Origin of the sequence: Mesorhizobium sp. M6A.T.Ce.TU.002.03.1.1 (assembly GCF_003997275.1) — a bacterium.
Taxonomy (GTDB): Bacteria; Pseudomonadota; Alphaproteobacteria; order Rhizobiales; family Rhizobiaceae; genus Mesorhizobium; species Mesorhizobium mediterraneum.
This window is the reverse complement of record NZ_RZTI01000009.1, coordinates 39,738-58,027: the sequence shown is the minus strand read 5'-3', so window position 1 is coordinate 58,027 and position 18,290 is coordinate 39,738. Positions and strand designations below refer to the sequence as shown.

16 protein-coding genes are annotated in these 18,290 nt (G+C 61.5%); 10 read left to right on the top strand and 6 right to left on the bottom strand.

Annotation, left to right across the window (positions count from 1 at the left end):
• The first annotated feature begins 120 nt into the window (after positions 1 to 120).
• The 5 genes from EOC93_RS04900 to EOC93_RS04880 are packed head-to-tail and all read left to right on the top strand — an operon-like array spanning position 121 to position 5,091.
• The gene (locus EOC93_RS04900; protein ID WP_095486325.1) at positions 121 to 1,395 is read left to right on the top strand and encodes an NAD(P)/FAD-dependent oxidoreductase; all 1,275 of its coding nucleotides are present in this window, start codon (positions 121 to 123) and stop codon (positions 1,393 to 1,395) included.
• Positions 1,396 to 1,451: 56 nt separating this feature from the next.
• A complete protein-coding gene (locus EOC93_RS04895; protein ID WP_095486326.1) occupies positions 1,452 to 1,892 on the top strand; it encodes a RidA family protein in 441 nt (146 codons plus the stop codon).
• 5 nt (positions 1,893 to 1,897) lie between these two features.
• Positions 1,898 to 2,572: a DUF1028 domain-containing protein gene (locus tag EOC93_RS04890; RefSeq protein ID WP_095486327.1), complete on the top strand. Its 675-nt coding sequence runs from the start codon at positions 1,898 to 1,900 to the stop codon at positions 2,570 to 2,572.
• Positions 2,573 to 2,599: 27 nt separating this feature from the next.
• Positions 2,600 to 4,090, top strand: a complete 1,491-nt coding sequence (locus tag EOC93_RS04885) for an aldehyde dehydrogenase (protein ID WP_095486328.1) — start codon at positions 2,600 to 2,602, stop codon at positions 4,088 to 4,090.
• A gap of 50 nt (positions 4,091 to 4,140) precedes the next feature.
• On the top strand, positions 4,141 to 5,091 hold the full coding sequence (locus EOC93_RS04880; RefSeq protein WP_095486329.1) for a LysR family transcriptional regulator: 951 nt from the start codon (positions 4,141 to 4,143) through the stop codon (positions 5,089 to 5,091).
• Between the two features lie 35 nt (positions 5,092 to 5,126).
• Here EOC93_RS04880 and argE read toward each other — a convergent pair whose 3' ends face one another.
• Complete coding sequence (argE, locus tag EOC93_RS04875; protein ID WP_127204014.1) at positions 5,127 to 6,290, bottom strand: acetylornithine deacetylase; 1,164 nt, start codon at positions 6,288 to 6,290, stop codon at positions 5,127 to 5,129.
• Positions 6,291 to 6,532: 242 nt separating this feature from the next.
• On the opposite strand from argE, the gene EOC93_RS04870 reads away from it, so the two are divergent.
• On the top strand, positions 6,533 to 8,602 hold the full coding sequence (locus tag EOC93_RS04870; RefSeq protein WP_127204013.1) for an NAD(P)-binding protein: 2,070 nt from the start codon (positions 6,533 to 6,535) through the stop codon (positions 8,600 to 8,602).
• 157 nt (positions 8,603 to 8,759) lie between these two features.
• On the opposite strand, the gene cyoD is transcribed toward EOC93_RS04870, so the two are convergent.
• The 4 genes from cyoD to cyoA are packed head-to-tail and all read right to left on the bottom strand — an operon-like array spanning position 8,760 to position 12,786.
• Positions 8,760 to 9,161 carry a cytochrome o ubiquinol oxidase subunit IV gene (gene cyoD / locus EOC93_RS04865; RefSeq protein ID WP_095486332.1) on the bottom strand — a complete coding sequence of 134 codons (402 nt, stop codon included), beginning with the start codon at positions 9,159 to 9,161 and terminating at the stop codon, positions 8,760 to 8,762.
• The gene (gene cyoC / locus EOC93_RS04860) at positions 9,158 to 9,841 is read right to left on the bottom strand and encodes a cytochrome o ubiquinol oxidase subunit III (RefSeq protein ID WP_127204012.1); all 684 of its coding nucleotides are present in this window, start codon (positions 9,839 to 9,841) and stop codon (positions 9,158 to 9,160) included. The genes cyoD and cyoC overlap by 4 nt, the downstream gene beginning before the upstream one ends.
• Positions 9,838 to 11,832 carry a cytochrome o ubiquinol oxidase subunit I gene (gene cyoB, locus EOC93_RS04855; protein ID WP_127204011.1) on the bottom strand — a complete coding sequence of 665 codons (1,995 nt, stop codon included), beginning with the start codon at positions 11,830 to 11,832 and terminating at the stop codon, positions 9,838 to 9,840. The genes cyoC and cyoB overlap by 4 nt, the downstream gene beginning before the upstream one ends.
• Before the next feature lie 3 nt (positions 11,833 to 11,835).
• Positions 11,836 to 12,786, bottom strand: coding sequence for a ubiquinol oxidase subunit II (gene cyoA / locus EOC93_RS04850; protein ID WP_127204010.1), 951 nt, complete (start codon positions 12,784 to 12,786; stop codon positions 11,836 to 11,838).
• Positions 12,787 to 13,171: 385 nt separating this feature from the next.
• Between cyoA and EOC93_RS04845 the strand changes: the two genes are divergently transcribed.
• From EOC93_RS04845 to EOC93_RS04830, 4 genes are read left to right on the top strand one after another with little or no spacing between them, the layout of a single operon-like run.
• Positions 13,172 to 13,744, top strand: coding sequence for an aminotriazole resistance protein (locus EOC93_RS04845; protein ID WP_095486336.1), 573 nt, complete (start codon positions 13,172 to 13,174; stop codon positions 13,742 to 13,744).
• 44 nt (positions 13,745 to 13,788) lie between these two features.
• Entirely contained in the window at positions 13,789 to 15,282 is a 1,494-nt protein-coding gene (locus tag EOC93_RS04840; protein ID WP_245461364.1) for an ABC transporter ATP-binding protein, read from the top strand.
• The gene (locus EOC93_RS04835) at positions 15,240 to 15,944 is read left to right on the top strand and encodes an energy-coupling factor transporter transmembrane component T (protein WP_245458080.1); all 705 of its coding nucleotides are present in this window, start codon (positions 15,240 to 15,242) and stop codon (positions 15,942 to 15,944) included. Before EOC93_RS04840 ends, EOC93_RS04835 begins: the two co-directional genes overlap by 43 nt.
• Before the next feature lie 5 nt (positions 15,945 to 15,949).
• Positions 15,950 to 16,588, top strand: coding sequence for a phosphoribosyltransferase family protein (locus tag EOC93_RS04830; protein ID WP_126103079.1), 639 nt, complete (start codon positions 15,950 to 15,952; stop codon positions 16,586 to 16,588).
• A 275-nt stretch (positions 16,589 to 16,863) separates the two neighbouring features.
• Here the strand turns inward: EOC93_RS04830 and EOC93_RS04820 are convergent, their stop codons facing one another.
• Positions 16,864 to 17,973, bottom strand: coding sequence for an ionic transporter (locus EOC93_RS04820; RefSeq protein ID WP_245458079.1), 1,110 nt, complete (start codon positions 17,971 to 17,973; stop codon positions 16,864 to 16,866).
• Positions 17,974 to 18,290: the final 317 nt, after the last annotated feature.

Sequence of the window (18,290 nt, the reverse complement as noted above, 5' to 3'; positions counted from 1 at the left end):
AAGCTAACCAGTGCCACATGAAATCGTAATTTTCGCTGCCCGGTCCCTCCAGTAAACCAACGATCAGACCTCCGTCGCATCCGCAGAAATTCTCGGGGAGAGCCAGAAAGGGCCGCTGAAATGTCAGTTGAAAAAGTAGACACGCTCGTTGTTGGCGGCGGCCAGGCGGGATTGGCTATGAGCGAGCATCTGAGCAAGTGCGGCGTGCCTCATCTCGTCCTCGAGCGCCGCCGCATCGCCGAACGCTGGCGCTCCGAAAGATGGGACTCCTTGGTTGCCAATGGTCCCGCTTGGCACGATCGTTTTCCGGGCATGGAGTTTCCTGATACCCATCCCGATGCCTTTGTCCCGAAGGAGAAGGTTGCGGACTATTTTGCCGCTTACGCGGAAATGATCGCAGCCCCTATCCGCTGCGGCGTGGAGGTAAAAAAAGTCCGCAGGCTCGTCGGCCGCCCCGGTTTCCAGGTCGAAACCTCGGATGGCGTGATCGAGGCCAGCAATTTGGTTGCCGCCACCGGCGCTTTCCAACATCCCGTTGTCCCGGCCATCGTTCCCGCAGATGCCGGGCTCATGCAGATCCATTCCAGCGCCTATCGTAATCCCGGCCAACTGCCCGACGGTGCGGTGCTGGTGGTCGGTTCGGGATCCTCGGGGGTGCAGATCGCGGACGAACTCTTGTGTGCGGGAAGGCGCGTCTACCTCTCGGTCGGGCCGCATGATCGCCCGCCGCGGGCCTATCGCGAGCGTGACTTCTGCTGGTGGCTGGGGGTTTTGGGCAAGTGGGACGCCCAGGCGCCGGCGCCCGGCACGGAACATGTCACCATCGCGGTGAGCGGTGCGCGTGGCGGCCAAACGATCGACTTCCGGCGCCTTGCCGCGCAAGGGATGACGCTGGTTGGCCGGACGGAATTGTACAGGGACGGTATCATGACCTTCGCGCCCGATCTGGCCAGGAATATCGCTCGCGGCGATGCGAACTATATGTCGGTGCTGGACGAGGCCGACGCCTATGTTGCCCGAAACGGCCTTGACCTTCCCGAAGAGCCCGAGGCCCGCAAGATCGGGTCGGACCCGCAATGCGTGACCGATCCGATTCTCGATCTCAACTTGGCAGAAGCAGGAATAGGTTCGATCATCTGGGCAACGGGATTCACCGTCGATTACAACTGGCTGAAAGTCGATGTGTTCGACGAAAAGGGCAAGCCGAGGCATCAGCGCGGTGTGTCGACCGAGCCCGGAATCTATTTCCTGGGCCTGCCGTGGCAATCGCGCAGGGGATCCAGCTTCATCTGGGGCGTCTGGCATGACGCCCAGCATGTGGCGGACCATATTTCCACGCAGCGCAAATACCTAGCCTACCATGCGTCCGCGAAGCGCGACACCAAGGTGGCGTAGCCAACGGCAACTGAAACGGATGTCCTGACCTCGAGCCTGATCTGACGGAGACCAAGATGGCGCATACCCGAATTCGCAAGTTCAACACGAAAGACACCTATCCCGAGCAAAAACTCGACAACGATCTGTGTCAGGCGGTTGTTACGCGGGGCGGCAGAACCGTCTATCTGCGTGGCCAGTGTCCGCAGGACCTCGACACGGCCAAGAACATCGATAGCCACGATCCCGTCGAGCAGACGCACAAGGTCATGCAGAACATTCGCCAACTGATCGAGGAGTGCGGCGGCACCATGGAACACCTGGTCAAGGTGGTGGTCTACATCACCGACGTGCGCCATCGCGAGGCGGTCTACCGCACCATGGGCGAATACATCAAAGGCGTGCATCCCGTCTCAACCGGCCTTGTCGTGCAGGCCCTGGCGCGGCCGGACTGGCTGGTCGAGATCGACGGCACCGCCGTCATTCCGGATGATCGCACTTCGATCATCCCGGATTAACGGCGATGACATTCTCCATTGTCGCGCGGTGCAGCCGCACCGGCATGTTCGGGGTCGCGGTGTCATCCTCGTCGCCGGCGGTAGCAGCGCGCTGCGCCTACGCGCAGGCAGGTGTCGGCGCCATTGCAAGCCAGAACGTCACCGATCCGACGCTTGGTCTGCGAGGCCTCGAACTGCTGGCGCGCGGCGCTTCGGCGGCCGAGGCGGTCGCCATATTGAAGCGCACCGGCGCCTATAGCGAATACCGGCAGGTGCTGGCTGTCGATGCCACTGGGACGACCGCAATTCATTCAGGCCCCAGGGCGCTTGGCATCTGGGCGGAAGCGCGCGCGGAAAATGTTGCTTGCGGCGGAAACATGCTGGCCCATGACGGAGTGCCGCAAGCCATGGTCGAGGCCTTTCTGGTGTCGGAAGGGCATCTGGGCGACCGCCTCATCGCGACCATGCGCGCCGCGCTGAAAGCAGGTGGCGAGGCAGGCCCGATCCATTCCGCCGGAATGAAGCTGGTGCGCGAGGTTGCGTGGCCGGTCGCCGACCTGCGCTGCGACTGGACCGACGACTGCCCGATCGAGCAACTGGCGACGCTGTGGGAACTCTACAAGCCACAGCTCGATGCCTATGTGACCCGCGCGATAAATCCATCCGATGCGCCGAGCTACGGCGTGCCCGGCGATGAATAGTCAAGAGACAGCCACGGAACATCTGCGATGAGCGAACTCAGCCACAAGGACTGGATCGGCAAAGCATCCGCGATCCGTTTTTGCGACAAGGCGTTCATCGACGGCAAGGCGGTTGTGGCGCGTTCTGGCCGAACCTTCGCCAGCGTCAATCCGGCAACCGGCGAAGTCTTGGCCGAAGTGGCGTCCTGTGGCGAAGAAGACATCGATCTGGCTGTTGCCGCGGCCCGGCGCAGCTTCAACGCCGGCGTCTGGTCACGGACCAGTCCGGCGCACCGCAAGGAGGTGTTGTTGCGGCTGGCGCAATTGCTGCGCGAAAACCTGCATGAACTGGCCCTGCTTGAATCGCTCGACATGGGCAAACTCGTCAAGGATGCGGCCTCGGTCGACGTTCCCGGCTCGGCAGCGATCTTCCAATGGTATGGCGAGGCCATAGACAAGATCTATGACGAAGTGGCGCCGACCGGTGAAGGCGATCTGGTGTTGGTGCGGCGCGAGCCGCTTGGCGTGATCGGCGCAGTGGTGCCGTGGAATTTTCCACTCGACATGGCGACCTGGAAGTGCGCGCCGGCGCTGGCGGCGGGCAATTCGGTCGTGCTGAAACCGGCCGAGCAGTCGCCCTTGTCGGCCCTGCGGCTGGCGGAACTGGCTGTTGAAGCGGGCCTGCCGGCTGGCGTGCTCAACGTGGTGCCCGGCCTTGGCGAAACCGCCGGCCAGGCGCTTGGCCGCCACATGGATGTGGATTGCCTTGCCTTCACCGGCTCGACTGCCGTGGGCAAGATGTTCCTGCAGTACTCCGGTCAGTCGAACATGAAGCAGGTCTGGCTGGAAACCGGCGGCAAGAGCCCCAACCTCGTCTTTGCCGATTGCAGCGACCTCGACGCAGCGGCCGATATGGCGGCCTTTGGTATCTTCTTCAACCAGGGCGAAGTCTGCTCCGCCAATTCACGGTTGCTCGTGCAGCGCGGCATCAAGGACGCTCTTGTGGAAAGGCTCGTGCAGCGCGCGGCGGCCACGCAGCCCGGCGATCCACTCGATCCGGCTTCGAAAATGGGCGCAATGGTCGATGCCCGTCACGCGGCCAATGTCATGCGGTTTGTCGAGGCCGGCAAGAAAACCGCGCGCTTGGTTGCGGGCGGCGATCTGGTCACGGTCAACGGGCGCGGCAGCTTTATCCAGCCCACCATCTTCGACGATGTCGCGCATACCGATCCGATTGCGCGGGACGAGATATTCGGGCCGGTGCTTTCTGTCATCGCCTTCGACGACGAGGCGGAGGCGATCCGTATGGCCAATGACAGTCCATACGGGCTGGCCGCATCGCTGTGGACCGACAGCATGTCGCGTGCACACCGCATCGCCGGCCGGCTCCATGCCGGCACGGTTTCCGTCAACACGGTCGATGCGCTGAGCCCGATGACGCCGTTCGGTGGCTTCAAGCAATCCGGCTTCGGCCGCGACCTGTCGCTGCATGCGCTCGACAAGTACACCGCGCTCAAGACGACGTGGATCAAATACTGATGGATGGCAAAGGCTTGATCGAAGCACCTAAACCGGCAACATAGCCAGCCATGCCGCTACGCTTTACGCTCAGACAGTTGGAATATTTCGTCGCCGTTGGCGAGGCGGGCTCCATTGCGAAGGCGGCCGAACAGGTCAACGTGTCGCCGCCATCGATTTCGGCCTCCATCGCGCAGCTGGAAACTGAGTTCGGCGTCCAGCTTTTTGTTCGCAAGCATTCGCACGGCCTGTCGCTCACCGCCGGCGGTCGCGTCTTCCTGAAGGAAGCCGCCCGCCTGCTCAACGACGCCGACGCCTTGCATGACGTCGCTGGCGACATTGCAGAAAAGGTGCGCGGCCCGCTGGCAGTAGGATGCTTGCTGACGTTCGCGCAGATCGTTCTGCCGGCTCTGCGCATGAAGTTCGAGCGCGCCTATCCTGATGTGCGTGTGCGGCAGTTCGAGCGCAATCAAGGGCAGCTGCTCGAGATGCTGCAGCGCGGCGAAATCGACCTTGCCCTGACATACGATCTCGAACTGTCGCAGGACATGACCTTCGAGCCGCTGATCCTGGTGCCGGCCTATGTCATGCTGCCAGCGGGGCACCGCTTTGCGGGAAAGGCGTCGATCACGACGGAAGAATTGGCCGACGAGCCGATGGTGTTGCTCGACCTGCCTTTCAGTCGCGAATATTTCCTGTCGGCGTTCCACCAGCGGGGAATCCGACCGAACATCGCCGAGCGCACAGGCGACATTGCGGTTATGCGCACCATGGTGGCCAATGGCTTCGGCTACGGCATCGCCAATATGCGGCCGCTCAACACCCTGGCGCCGGACGGCAAGCCACTTGTCTTTGTGCCGCTGGATGGTGACCTGCGACCTCTGACCATGGGCGTCGCCTTGCCCAACTCCGAACATCGCACGCAAACCGTCCAGGCGTTCATCGATCACTGCCGGCATTTTGTGGTTGAGCAAGGCGTATTCGGCGCCGGGCGGGCGGTGGAACACCAGTCGATTGGCTAGATCAGCTACCCAATCAAATCCGAACTGCTCTGTTGCTAAGCTCGAAGTTGGTCGTCGGCAAGCCGCCGCAGCAATTCGTCCAGCATGTTGTCGCAGCGGCGCATCTGCTCGACGCTGACGAATTCGTCCGGCTTGTGCCCTTGCGCCATCGACCCCGGTCCGCATACGACCGTCGGCGTGCCGAGATCGCTGCTGAACAGGCCACCTTCCGTGCCGAAGGCAACCTTGATGGTGTCGTTGGCGCCGGTCAGCGATTTGACGAAAGCGACGGCTTGCGAACTGAGCGCCGTATCCAGGCCGGGATAGGTGTTGGTGATGTCGATGTCGATCGCCGCCTCGGGCGCGATGGCCGAAGCTTCGACGGCAATGCGCGCTGCCTCCGCGCGCAGACCGTCGAGGATCTCCTGAGGGTTGTCGGCTGCAATATTGCGGATCTCGAAGTCGATCTGACAGAGGTTCGGCACGATGTTCAGCGCCACGCCGGCGTTCATCTTGCCGACGTGGACGGTTGTGTAGGGAATGTCGTAGTCGCCATCGCGGGCGCCATCACGCGCCAGCCGGTCCTGCTCCCGGCGCAAGGCGGCGACGAAGTCGCAGCCGAGATGGATGGCGTTGAGCGCCAGTGGAGCCAGCGCCGAATGGCCTTCGCGTCCCTTGCAGATGGCGCGTGCGGCAAGCTTGCCCTTGTGACCCGTCGCCACCTTCATGCCGGTCGGCTCGCCGACGATGCATAGCAACGGCCGTTGCGGGGCTCCTCGCAGCATGTCGATCAGGCTGCGCACGCCGATGCAGCCGATCTCCTCGTCGTAGGAGAGTGCCAGGTGCAACGGGGTCTGCAGTGTCATTTTCGAAGCCGTGACACATGCAGCGAGCGCGCAGGCGACGAAGCCCTTCATGTCGGCCGCCCCGCGTCCGTAAAGCTTGCCGTCGCGCTCGCTCATCTCGAAGGGCGGCAGCGTCCAGTTCTGGCCGTCGATGGGAACGACGTCGGTGTGGCCGGACAGCATGATGCCGGAAGTCCCGGCCGGTCCGATGGTGGCAAAGAGGTTGGCTTTATGGCCATCCCCGCTTTGAATGATCTGGCAGGCAATGCCATGTGCGTCCAGCAGGTCCGCTACGTAGCCGATGAGGTCGAGATTCGGGTCACGGCTCACCGTCGGGAATGCGATCAGCTTTTCAAGGATCCGGATGCTGTCCATGCGTCTAAATCTCGTTGCCCGTGCGAGCTATCTAGCATCGCGTGGCCACGGCCTTGAAGTCGCATTTGGCTCAGCCGGGATTCACCGGATGCTAATCCAGGCCGTGCCGATTAGGCGGGTCCTAATCGGCACGGAAGAAATCTGTAGTTTTCCGGCGCCTGCCTCAACTTATGAGTAGTCTCTCGGCATCAACCCAATGGCGCTTGGCAGACCGGCTTGCGCCACGGCTCGAGGAAAGTTCCATGCGCGATCCACGCTACGACATTCTGTTCGAGCCCATGAAGATCGGTCCAGTGACCGCCAAGAACCGCTTCTATCAGGTTCCGCATTGCAATGGCGGCGGCTACCGCGATCCTTCCGCCGCCGCCGAGATGCGCCGCATCAAGTCGGAAGGCGGCTGGGGCGTCATCTTCACCGAGCAGACCGAGATGCACCATACCTCGGAGATCACGCCCTTCATCGAGCTCAGGCTGTGGGACGACGCCGATATCCCAGCACTGGCCAAGATGGCCAGCGCCATGCATCAGCATGGCGCGCTGGCCGGCATCCAGCTGGCCTATTCAGGCATCAACGGCCCGAACCTCTACACCAAGGAAGTGCCACGCGGACCGTCGGCCCTGCCCATCCGGACCTTCACCAACGATCCGGTTCAGGCGCGCGCCATGGACAAGCAAGATATCCGCGACCTGCGCCGCTGGCACCGCAATGCCTTCAAGCGTGCCAGGCGGGCGGGCTTCGACCTGGTTTGTCTCTACGGCGCGCATGGCTTCGGCATCATCCAGCACTTCCTGTCTACCGCCACCAACCAGCGCAGCGACGAATATGGCGGCTCGCTGGAAAACCGCTCGCGGCTGATGCGTGAGCTGATCGAAGAGGGCCGGGATGCCATCGGCGACACCTGCGGCCTGACGCTGCGGCTGTCGCTGGACGAGATGATCGGCGAGCTTGGCTTCGCCAATTCCGAAGTGCGTGACATGATCGAGATGCACGCCGACCTGCCCGATCTCTGGGATCTGGCTCATGGCGCCTGGGAGGACTGCTCCGGGCCGTCGCGGTTCAAGGAGGAGGCCGCGCAGGAGAGCCTCGTGTCCGGCATCAAGAAGCTGACCTCGAAGCCGGTCGTCGGTGTCGGTCGCTTCACGTCGCCCGATGTGATGGTGAAGATGATCAGGTCCGGCACGCTTGATTTCATCGGCTGCGCGCGGCCATCGATTGCCGATCCCTTCCTGCCGAAGAAGGTGGAGGAGGGGCGGATCGAGGATATTCGCGAATGCATCGGCTGCAACATCTGCATTACCGGCGACATGACGATGTCCATCTCGCGGTGCACGCAAAATCCAACGTTCATGGAGGAGTGGCGTAAGGGCTGGCATCCGGAGCGCATGCAGGCCAAGGGCGACAGCGAGAGCGTGCTGATCGTCGGCGCCGGCCCTGCCGGGCTGGAGGCCGCTCGCGCACTCGGCCTGCGTGGCTATCAGGTGGCCGTTGCCGAAGCCGGCACCGAACTCGGCGGCCGCGTGGCGCGCGAGTGCCGCTTGCCTGGCCTCTCCGCATGGGGCCGCGTGCGTGACTATCGCCAGTATCAGCTCAGCCAAATGTCGAATGTCGACGTCTATTTCGAAAGCCGGTTGTCTGCCGAGGACATATTGGCCTTCGGCTTTCAAAACGTTGCCATCGCCACCGGCTCGACATGGCGCAGCGACGGCGTGGCGCGCGCGCATGTCGTGCCGATGCCGATCGATCCGGCCATGCCGGTCTACACGCCGGACGATCTGATGGGCGGCAATGTGCCGACCGGCAATGTCGTGCTGTTCGACGACGACCACTACTACATGGGTGGCGTTCTGGCGGAGCTTATGGCGCGCCAGGGCGCGAAGGTGACGCTGGTGACGCCATCCGCCTATGTATCCGACTGGACCCGCAACACGCTGGAGCAGGGCGCCATCCATCGCCGGCTGGCTGACCTCGGCGTTGAGATCGTGTTGAACCGGATCGTGACGCGCATTGTGCCGGGAGGTGTTGCCACCGCCTGTGCATATACTGGCAACCGACGTGACATCGCCGCAGACGCTGTGGTGCTGGTGACGTCGCGCCAACAGGACGATGGCGTCTGGCAGGGCTTGAAGGCGCGGAGGGACGAATGGGCCGATAACGGCATTCGCTCGATCAAGGTCATCGGCGATGCCGAGGCGCCGGGGCCGATCGCGTGGGCAACTTATGCGGGGCACCGCTTTGCTCGCGAGCTGGATGAAGCCGATATTGGCGACGCACTGCCCTTCCGTCGCGAGATCACGGCATTGGCCGCGGAATAGTTTGAGAAGAAATAGATAGATTTGAAGCCGTTCATGCTTCTGTTGCTCAGCATTCGACGAGCCACAAATTCGCGAGGATGTATCGGCGCCCCGAACCTTTGGAGATAGCCAGGCGCCCAGACGGAGAAGGCAGATAGCCCAGTTCTCGTTTGCTGCACTACTGCATTTGGATTCCGTTCATCGGCATCATGTTGTGATTGAGGTGCGTCATGATCCAGACGGAACCGAGCACGACAAGCACGACAATGAATACGCCGAAGGCCAGCGCCAGGACGTTGTTCGTGTTGTCCGGGCCTGTGGTGAGATGAATGAAAAAGACGAGGTGCACGCCCATCTGCGCAATGGCGAGCACAACGAGCGCGGAGATGATCGCCGGCTGGTAGATGAGACCGCTCTGCGCCGCGACGAAAGAGGCGATGGTCAGCAGGATGGCCAGGCCAAACCCTGTCACGTAGCCCAGCAGGCCGCCGGCCACCTCCTGCTCGTTGATGCGCTCTTCGCCAGGCGCGGAATCGTCAAGGTCGGCGAATTCTTCGGGGCGGTGGTCACGATCGCTCATGCGCTGGCTCCCAGAAGATACACGAGAGTGAAGATCGCGATCCAGATGATGTCCAGCGCATGCCAGAACAGGTTGAAACACTGAAGGCGACGCAAGATGTCGGCGCGAAAACCCTTCACCCAAAGCTGCGCGATCATCGTGCCCAGCCAGAGCAGGCCCATTCCCACGTGCAGGCCATGGCATCCAACCAGCGCAAAGAAGGCAGAAAGGAAGGCGCTGCGCGAAGGACCGGCACCTTCCTCGATCATTCCGGCGAATTCCTGCACCTCGAGGACAAGAAATGCGGCGCCCAGGATCCCTGTCACAAGCAGCCAGATCTGTGTCCAGACCATATCGCGCCGGTGGCTGGCAAGACTTCCCAGACCGCAAGTGAAGCTGGAGGTGAGAAGCAGCCCGGTCTGGATCGCGACCCTGGGGAGCTCGAACAGATCGCGGCCGGACGGGCCCCCGGCGATCTCCTTCGCCAGCACGGCGTAGGCCGCGAAGAAGGCCGAGAACATGATGATGTCGGACAGCAGGAAAATCCAGAAGCCGTAGGCGACGGTCACGAATTTCGAAGCCGGTCCACCTTCGCCGTGCCCCGTCGCACCATGACTGTGGCCGGAGCCGTGGCCGAGCCGATGTGGATCTGGCCTGCCAGGCGAAATGGCGCCTGGCAGCGCTCCCGAAACCGCGCTCATGCGAGTTCCTCCCCGTGCTTAGACCAAGCAGGCTGACCGGCGCGTTCAATGCGCTCGAGCTCTTCGGCGGACACCTCATATTCGGCGACGTCACGCCAGGCAAAGACCACGAAGGTGGCGTAGGCGCCGACAAGACCGACAATGGCTAGCCACCAGATGTGCCATATGAGCGCGAATCCAACGAGGGTCGCGAAGAAGGCGGCGACGAATCCGGTAGGACTGTTCTTCGGCATCTCGATCGGTTCATAGGCCGGCTCCTCGCCCGAATCTTGCATTTCGATCCTGCGCTGCTTCATGGTCCAGTAGGCTTCCTCGCCTCCCACATGCGGAAGTCTGGCAAAATTGAAGCTTGGCGGCGGAGACGATGTGGACCACTCCAGCGAGCGGCCGTCCCATGGATCGCCGGTTTTGTCGCGCAACTCATCACGGTGCCTGATCGATACAACAAGCTGTGTGATCTGACAGGCCGCTCCAAGGATCATCACAAGAATACCGCAGGCCGCAACGATCAGCCAAGGCACCCAAGGGTCGATTTCGATGTGCTGAAGGCGGCGCGTCATGCCCTGCAGGCCGACGATATACAGTGGCAGGAAGACGAGAATGAACCCCAGCAGCGTGAACCAGAACGCTGCCTTGCCCCAGCCCTCATGCAGCCGGAAGCCGAACGCCTTCGGGAACCAATAGGTGAAGCCTGCGAAAGCCCCAAACAGCACGCCCGCGATGATGACATTGTGGAAATGCGCGACCAGGAACATCGAGTTGTGCAGCATGAAATCGGCAGGCGGAACGGCCAGCAGCACGCCGGTCATGCCGCCGACGGTGAAGGTGGTGATGAAGCCGATGGCCCACAGCATCGGCGTGTCGAAGCGGATGCGTCCGCCATACATGGTGAAGAGCCAGTTGTAGATCTTCACGCCCGTGCCGACTGCAATGATCGAGGTGGCGATGCCGAAGGCGGCATTCACATCTGCGCCGGCGCCCATGGTGAAGAAGTGATGCAGCCACACCATGAACGAGACGATACAGATGAAGAGCGTAGCGGCCACCATCGAACGATAACCGAATAGCGGCTTTGACGAGAAGGTGGAGAACACTTCCGAAAAGATGCCGAAGGCGGGCAGCACGAGGATATAGACCTCCGGATGGCCCCAGGCCCAGATGAGGTTCACGAACATCATAGGGTTGCCGCCAGCCTCGTTCGTGAAGAAGTGGAACCCTAGATAACGATCGAGCGTGAGCATCGCCAAAGTTGCCGTCAGGATGGGAAACGCTGCGACTATGAGGAGGTTGGCGGCGAGCGAGGTCCAGCAGAACATGGGCATGCGCAGATAGCCCATGCCCGGAGCGCGCATCTTCAGAATCGTGGTAACCAGATTGACGCCGGTCATCAGCGTGCCGACGCCCGAGATCTGGATCGCCCAGAGATAGTAATCGACGCCGACGCCCGGGGAGTAGTCGAGCTCCGATAGCGGCGCGTAGGGGAGCCACCCGGTGCGGGCGAATTCGCCAATCACCAGTGAAATGTTGACAAGCAGTGCACCCGACGCAGTCAGCCAGAAGCTGACGGAATTGAGCGTCGGAAAGGCCACATCGCGCACGCCGAGTTGCAACGGCACCACGAGATTCATGAGGCCGATCATGAACGGCATTGCGCCGAAGAAGATCATGATGGTGCCGTGCGCGGAAAATATCTGGTCATAGTGGTCGGGCGGCAGATAGCCTGGCCCATGTATGGCGGCGATCTGCTGGGTGCGCATCATGATCGCGTCGATGAAACCGCGCAGCAGCATAAGCACCGCCAAAAGTACGTACATGACGCCGATCCGCTTGTGGTCCACCGAGGTGATCCACTCGCGCCACAGGTAGGGCCAGAAGCCTTTGACGGTGATCCAGGCCAACACGCCGATAGCCGCAAGGAAGACGACGAGAGCGGCGATGAGGGGGATCGGCTCATCGAAGGGAATCGCGGACCAGTCGAGCTTTCCCAGCATGGTTCAACCGCCTCCGTGTCGTTCATGTCTGGCATTCGGGTCCGCCGGAGTGGCCGGACCCAAAGGATCGGGGTGGACCCGTGGATTGCCGCCGCGGCCTTCGTTTGGCCCGGGTGCTGGCGGCAGGTATTGACGCACCACGGCATCAAACAGCCCTGGCTGAACATGCGAGAACGCAAACGGCGCCACGTCCTGGCTTTGTCGGGCGAGTTCGCGGTACGCCCCCGCATTCAGGGTCTGGCCGCCGCCGCGGAGGCCCGCCGTCCACTGGGCGAACGCTTCGGGCGGCACGATCCGCACCCGAAAATTCATGTCCGAGAAACCATCGCCGCTGTAGTGGGCCGACTGGCCATACAGGACGCCAGGCTTGTCGGCCAGGAGGTTGAGCTCGCTTTCCATGCCGTTCATCGCGTAAATCATGCTCCCGAGCTGCGGTACGAAAAATGTGTTCATTACGCTCGCCGAGGTCAGGCGGAACCGCACCGGCGTGCCAGCAGGCATGACAAGTTCGTTGACGCTCGCGATTTGCTGGTCGGGGTAGATGAACAGCCATTTCCAGTCGAGCGCGACGACTTGCACCTCAAGCGGCGAATTGGTCGACGATAGAGGCTTGCGAGGGTCGAGCTGATGGGATCCGTAATAAATCAGACCCCCAAGAAAAAGGATCGTCAGCGTCGGAATTGACCAGACGATGAGCTCTATCCGGCCTGAATAGGTGAATCCTGGATCGTATTTGGCGCGGATGTTGGAAGCGCGAAACCACCATGCAAACCATAGCGCGGCGACGATGGTCGGGACGACGATCACCAACATGACAGCCAGCGAGTTGAGCAGGATTGTCCGATTGCCGGCGCCGACCGGCCCTTGTGGGTCGAGCACGCCGCCTGCGCAGCCGGCGAGCTCGACCGTGCCCAGCAAGAGAATGGTAAGGCCTGACGAGCCAGCCCGCTTCATGTTCGTCCCTATGGTAGGTGATCACATAGTCACCCGGCTCCGGTTCGTTCGTGGCCACCGGCCACGGGCCGAAACTATGCGCATCGACGCGAAATCAGCTCCCTCAGCAACGGCTTCAACTTGCAGTGAGAAAGACCGTATACGTCGAAGAATTTCCTGTCTCTCTGGTTTTAGGTGCGAAACAGATAAGCCGCCGGTCCGCGGAAAGCCGAACATTCAGGGGCCGAATTTGTTCCCGGGCATTTACGCGAGGCAAAGTTAACGTTTGGCGGAGTTGGTGTGCAGTCCGTGAGAAGCGGCAACCGCGGCCCAGTCCGATGTGCCCGCCAAGGTCGGCACATAACTTGCTTATCAAATACGGGAGACACATCAGGGGAATTTCGTCATGCAAGAAGCAACTGCAACTCATCCTGAGGGCAATACCCTCTTCCCGATCGTGCTTTCGATCGTCGCTGCAGCGGCGACCGGAGTGCTCTGGGCCTATGCGAACCCGATCCAACTCGTTCCCGGCGTCATCCAGTGGCGCATCTTCGCCTTTCTGCCCCCGCTGGTGGGCATCCTGCTCGGCTGGAAGAGCGGTTTCATCTGCGGCTATCTCGGCACCATAGTCTGGTCGCTGCTGGCCGGTACCTTCATCCCCGCTCATTCGCTCATCGTCGACGGCATCATGGTAGGCCTCACTGGCCTCTTGCCCGGGCTGATATTCGACCCAGCGAGGACGAAATTCGATCGCAACACGCTGATCAAAATTGCGGCAGTGTGCCTCATCGTTGGCCTTGTGATGGTCGTCGCGGTCTCGGCCAGTCTCGCTTATCTCGGCATTTTCCCCTTCTGGTGGGCGGTGATGTATCTGGGCCTGTCGGACATCGTGCCGATGATCATAGGCACGCCGCTTCTTGTTGTCCCAGCGCTGAAGATACTCAAGAGCGCGCATCCGGCCGGTTTCACGCGCTTTTGAGCGCAGGTAAGATTTGAAAAGTGCTTGAACTGAACGATGTGACGGTGGGCTTCGGCGATGCGCCGATGGCAGTCACCGAAGCCACGATGACCATTGCACGTGGCGAGCGCCTGCTCGTGTGCGGGGCGGCAGGCGGGGCCAAGACCACGTTGCTCAACGTGGCGGGAGGGATCATCCCCCGCCTCGTTGCCCCTCGCCACTTCTCCGGCTCGGTTTCATTCGATGGCCAGCCGCTGTCGACCTTGTCGAAGGATGCCCTTTTTACCAAGATCGGCATCGTCACTCAGAATGTCGAGGACCAGCTTTGGGACCTCGGTGTCGAGGACCTGATCGCGTTCCCGCTGGAAAACCGGGGCGTGGAAAAGAAACTTATCCGCCGCAGGCTGCAGATTCTGCTCGATGAGCTTGAACTCAATCCGCTGCGGGGGAGGCGAGTGCTCACTCTCTCCGGCGGCGAACGGCGGATGGTGGCAATCGCAGCTGCCCTTGCGGCTACGCCTGTGCTGCTTGTGCTCGACGAGCCCACGACAGGGCTCGATCCAGCTGCCCGTGCACGGCTGGTTCGAATTCTCGCGAAGCTTGCCGACGAGGTGCCCTCGTTGCTTGTCGCCGAGCAGGATCCGGGTGCATTCAAATCTGTCGCTGAAAATGTGCGCCTGCTCGTGTCGGGCAGGCTTTCGGAGGCCGTCGCCGCGCGCACGATAATGACACAGCAAGAGCCATGGCTGGAGGCGGGCATCCTGCCGCCCAATCATCGGACGACCTGCACTCCGTCCTTTCCTGCCGGCGACGTGCTGCTTTCGGTTTCCGGCATCCGCACCCGGCTTGCGCGCCCCGACGGCGTCCCGGTATTGCGTGATGTCTCGCTCCAGATTCGCGCCGGGGAGCACGTGGCGCTGATAGGGCGCAACGGCGCAGGCAAGACGACGCTGTTCCAGTCGATCCTCGGCTTGGCGAAGCTCGCCGCAGGATCGATCCGTATTGGCGGCGAACCGGCCGACGGCTGGACCGTTGCGCGCCGCGCCCGCGCGATCGCGTATCTTCCGCAGAACATGCGCCGCATCCTGTTCAACATGACTGTGCTCGAGGAAGTCATTTTCTCCATGACCGCAGGCGCGGCAGCCGACGATTTAGTAAGGAGGGAGGCGCATGCCGCGCTAGAGAAATACGAAATTAAAGGGTTGGCCGAAGCCAACCCCTTCGCGCTTTCGACGAGGCAGCAGGCATTGCTGGGGCTTGCCTGCGCCGATGCGGCGCAGGCATCGATAGCGATCCTGGACGAGCCGCTGCTTGCGCGCGACCTGCACGGCAGACGCATGCTGGACCTGTTCATCGGGTCCATGCTGTCGTCGGGGCGCGCGATCATGCTCATCTCGCATGATCTCGACCTCGTCCAAGATGTCGCCTCGCGCACGCTGATACTGGACGAAGGGCAGATCGTCTTCGACGGCGCGCCGCAGCAAGCCTGGGCGTCGAGCGCGTTCTCCCAGCTCGGTTGGCCCGCACCGACGGCTCTATCGACCGGAGCAGCGGCATGAAACGGATCTATGAGCTCAACTTTTTCGTGAAATTGACGGGTGCATTCACGATCATGCTGGTGGCTTGGCTTGCGCCGGACTGGCGCTTTGGCGTGCCCCTGGCCCTGCTTTCTCTCGTTTTCCTGAGCGTGATGCAGGTGCCCGGCTTGCGCGGCTATCTCAAGGGTGCGGCGCTTCTCGTGCTTCTGGTCATGGCGAGTTGGATCGGCAATCTCCTGCTGCAGGGGCTTTCGCCTGCCGATGCCCTGCCGATCGCCGCCGGGATGGCTGCACGCCTCATCACGACGACCGCGGCATTCTATTTCGTCATGGAGACAAGCACTCCAGGCTCTATCCTGGCAGCGGCCAGTGCAGCTCGTCTCCCGCCCATTGTCACTCTGATCCTGTCGCTCACCTTCGGCATCATCCCGATGCTGCGCGAGGATTTCGAGCGCATCGCCGACGCGCAGCGCGCACGCGGCATGGAGATCGACGACGTCTCGCTACCCACTCGGTTGCGCTTTGCGCTGGCACGCGGTGTGCCGCTTCTAGTGCAGGCCATCCGCTTGGCGCACGCCATCTCGCTTTCGCTTTCCATCTACGGGTTCGACATGAACCGAAAGCGCACAACGTGGCGCAATGTGGGCCTGCTGGTCGAACCCCGACTCGCTCATCAAGGATAAACAAAATGACCCAGGAAACCGCCTTTTCGCCGATAACCGGGCAAAACTGGCCGGTCGACGTCGCCGGCTTGCAGGTCGACTTGCCGATCGTCGCGATCAGGCCGGATTTCGCCATCTCGCTGATGATGGTCATCGATCTCGGAGTAAGGTTCGGCGAGCATGTCGGCCGCAAGTTGGCCGAGAAACTGCGACCGCTCAAACCCGACGTGATCGTGGGCGCGGCCACGCTTGGCATTCCCGTCGCCATCGAAGTGAGCCGCGCCTTGAGCCTCGATAACTACGTGATCTTGCAGAAATCGCCAAAGATCCATCTGGGCGACGCGCTCGTCCAGCACATCTCCTCCATCACCTCGAAGGGCGAGCAGCGCCTGCTTCTCGACCGCCGCGCGATACCGTTCCTAGCAGGCAAACGCGTCGTGGTGGTTGACGATGTCGTGGCGTCCGGCTCAAGCCTGAAGGGCTCGGTCGAGTTGGCGCGCAGCGCGGGCGCGGAAGTGGTCGGCATCGGTGTGATCCTCACCGAGGCGCGGGATTGGCAAGAAACGCTTGGGCCGGACCAGGCACTGATCCACAGCCTTGCGCATATCCCGCAATTCGCATTAGGCAAGGACGGCTGGAGGCCCATTCCAGAAACCTTTCTCTAGCGAACCGGTCCCGTACACTAGCCGGTTGCCGGTAGCGCCATACGTGCGGAAAACATCAGTCACCGACTGACACACATCGTATCTCTGCTCGAAGTCGGGAAAGAGATGAGCGGGAAAGACCGTTCGATCTTCTCCAATACAAGAACGCCTCGACCATCATTCTCGTGATCTTCGTCGTCGTGGTGTTGATAGAGTTCGCGACGGATCGCTTGCGCTCGAAGATCCAGTAGCTGCGGCCATGTGCGTGCAAAATCGACACGACACGGTCCCGCATCCTAGGGCACGAAGATAAGGAACAGATAGGCGACAAACACGACGAGATGAACGAGCCCCGTCAGCATCGTTGTTCGGCCCGTCCCAAAGCTCACGATGCTGATGGCGAGCGCGAGCAGGAGAAGCACAGTATCCCCCGGACCCAGACCAAGCATCAGGCTTCGTCCCGTGAGCAGGCTCGCTGCCCCGATTGCCGGGATTGTTAGGCCGATCGTGGCGCAAGCGGAGCCGAGGGCGACATTCAGCCCTCGCTGAAGTTCGTTGTTAAGCGCAGCCCGAACGGCCGATGCCGCCTCCGGCATAAGCACAAGCGCAGCGACGAAGAAGCCCACGATTGCGTCCGCCTGGGTAATTTGAAGAAACGCGAGCCCATCCTCGATGCTGCCGGCCACCTGCTCGGTCAGAAGAACGATCCCTGCCAGCCCGACAAATAAAAGGAGCACGTTGGTAGTCACTTTCCCACCCTCAGATACATGCTCCTCATGTTCGGCTCTGGACGTCAGATCCTCGATAAAATCGCCCCGTTGGCGCACCATCTGTGCAAAGACGAACGCACCATAGAGGAGAACTGAAAGGACGCTCACGAATGCGAGTTGCGATGCGGAGAACGCACCGGGGACTGTTGCAAGAGTGTAGTTTGGAAGGATCAGTGTAAGAACCGTCAGCGCCATAATAACGGCAAGGGAAGCGTTGGTGCCCTGTCGTTTGATGTCCTGATATCGATGCTTCAGCCCACCCAGGGTGAGGCAGACCCCGACCACACCAGTGCACACGATCATGACCGTCGAAAACACGGACTCGCGTGCCAGCGTCGGATTGTTCGCGCCGTGCAGCATCATCGAAACGATGACCGATGCTTCGATGGCAGTGACCGAAAACGTCAACAGCAGCGTGCCGTAAGGTTCACCGAGCCGCCGTGCGACGGCTTCGGCATGATGCAAAACCACAAACACGGTCGCGAAGATGAAGATAGCGACCACGATCAACGCCAGGATCTTGATCGAAAGCAGCGAATGCTCGATCGACGCGCCGCCGAAATGAATTAATGCGGCCAGGCCCAAGGAGCCGATTGGGAACAGATATTGGCCGATCGGTCGTCGATGAACAGCCAAGACGGATTTCCCTCATCGCATCGACGGTCGCAGACTGGGTATTACAGAGACTGACCGAAGCCCATGGTGTCAGTCTACTTGCGGCTGCCGGCCCGTTCAATGGCCGCGTGCACGACCGACTTGGCGTAACGAAATTGGCCGAGCTCGATGCCGCATAGGCCGGATCACAATTAAGCCTTGAGTTTTCACGCTTCCGGCAATAGCTAGGTGCTACCAGGCCGGGCCCCTCTGGCAGTCCATCAGGACTGTGATGTCGGACTGGAATTCCAATCCGGGTGGCCTGGCTTTGAGTTTCTTCAGCTGTAGCGGCATTTCTC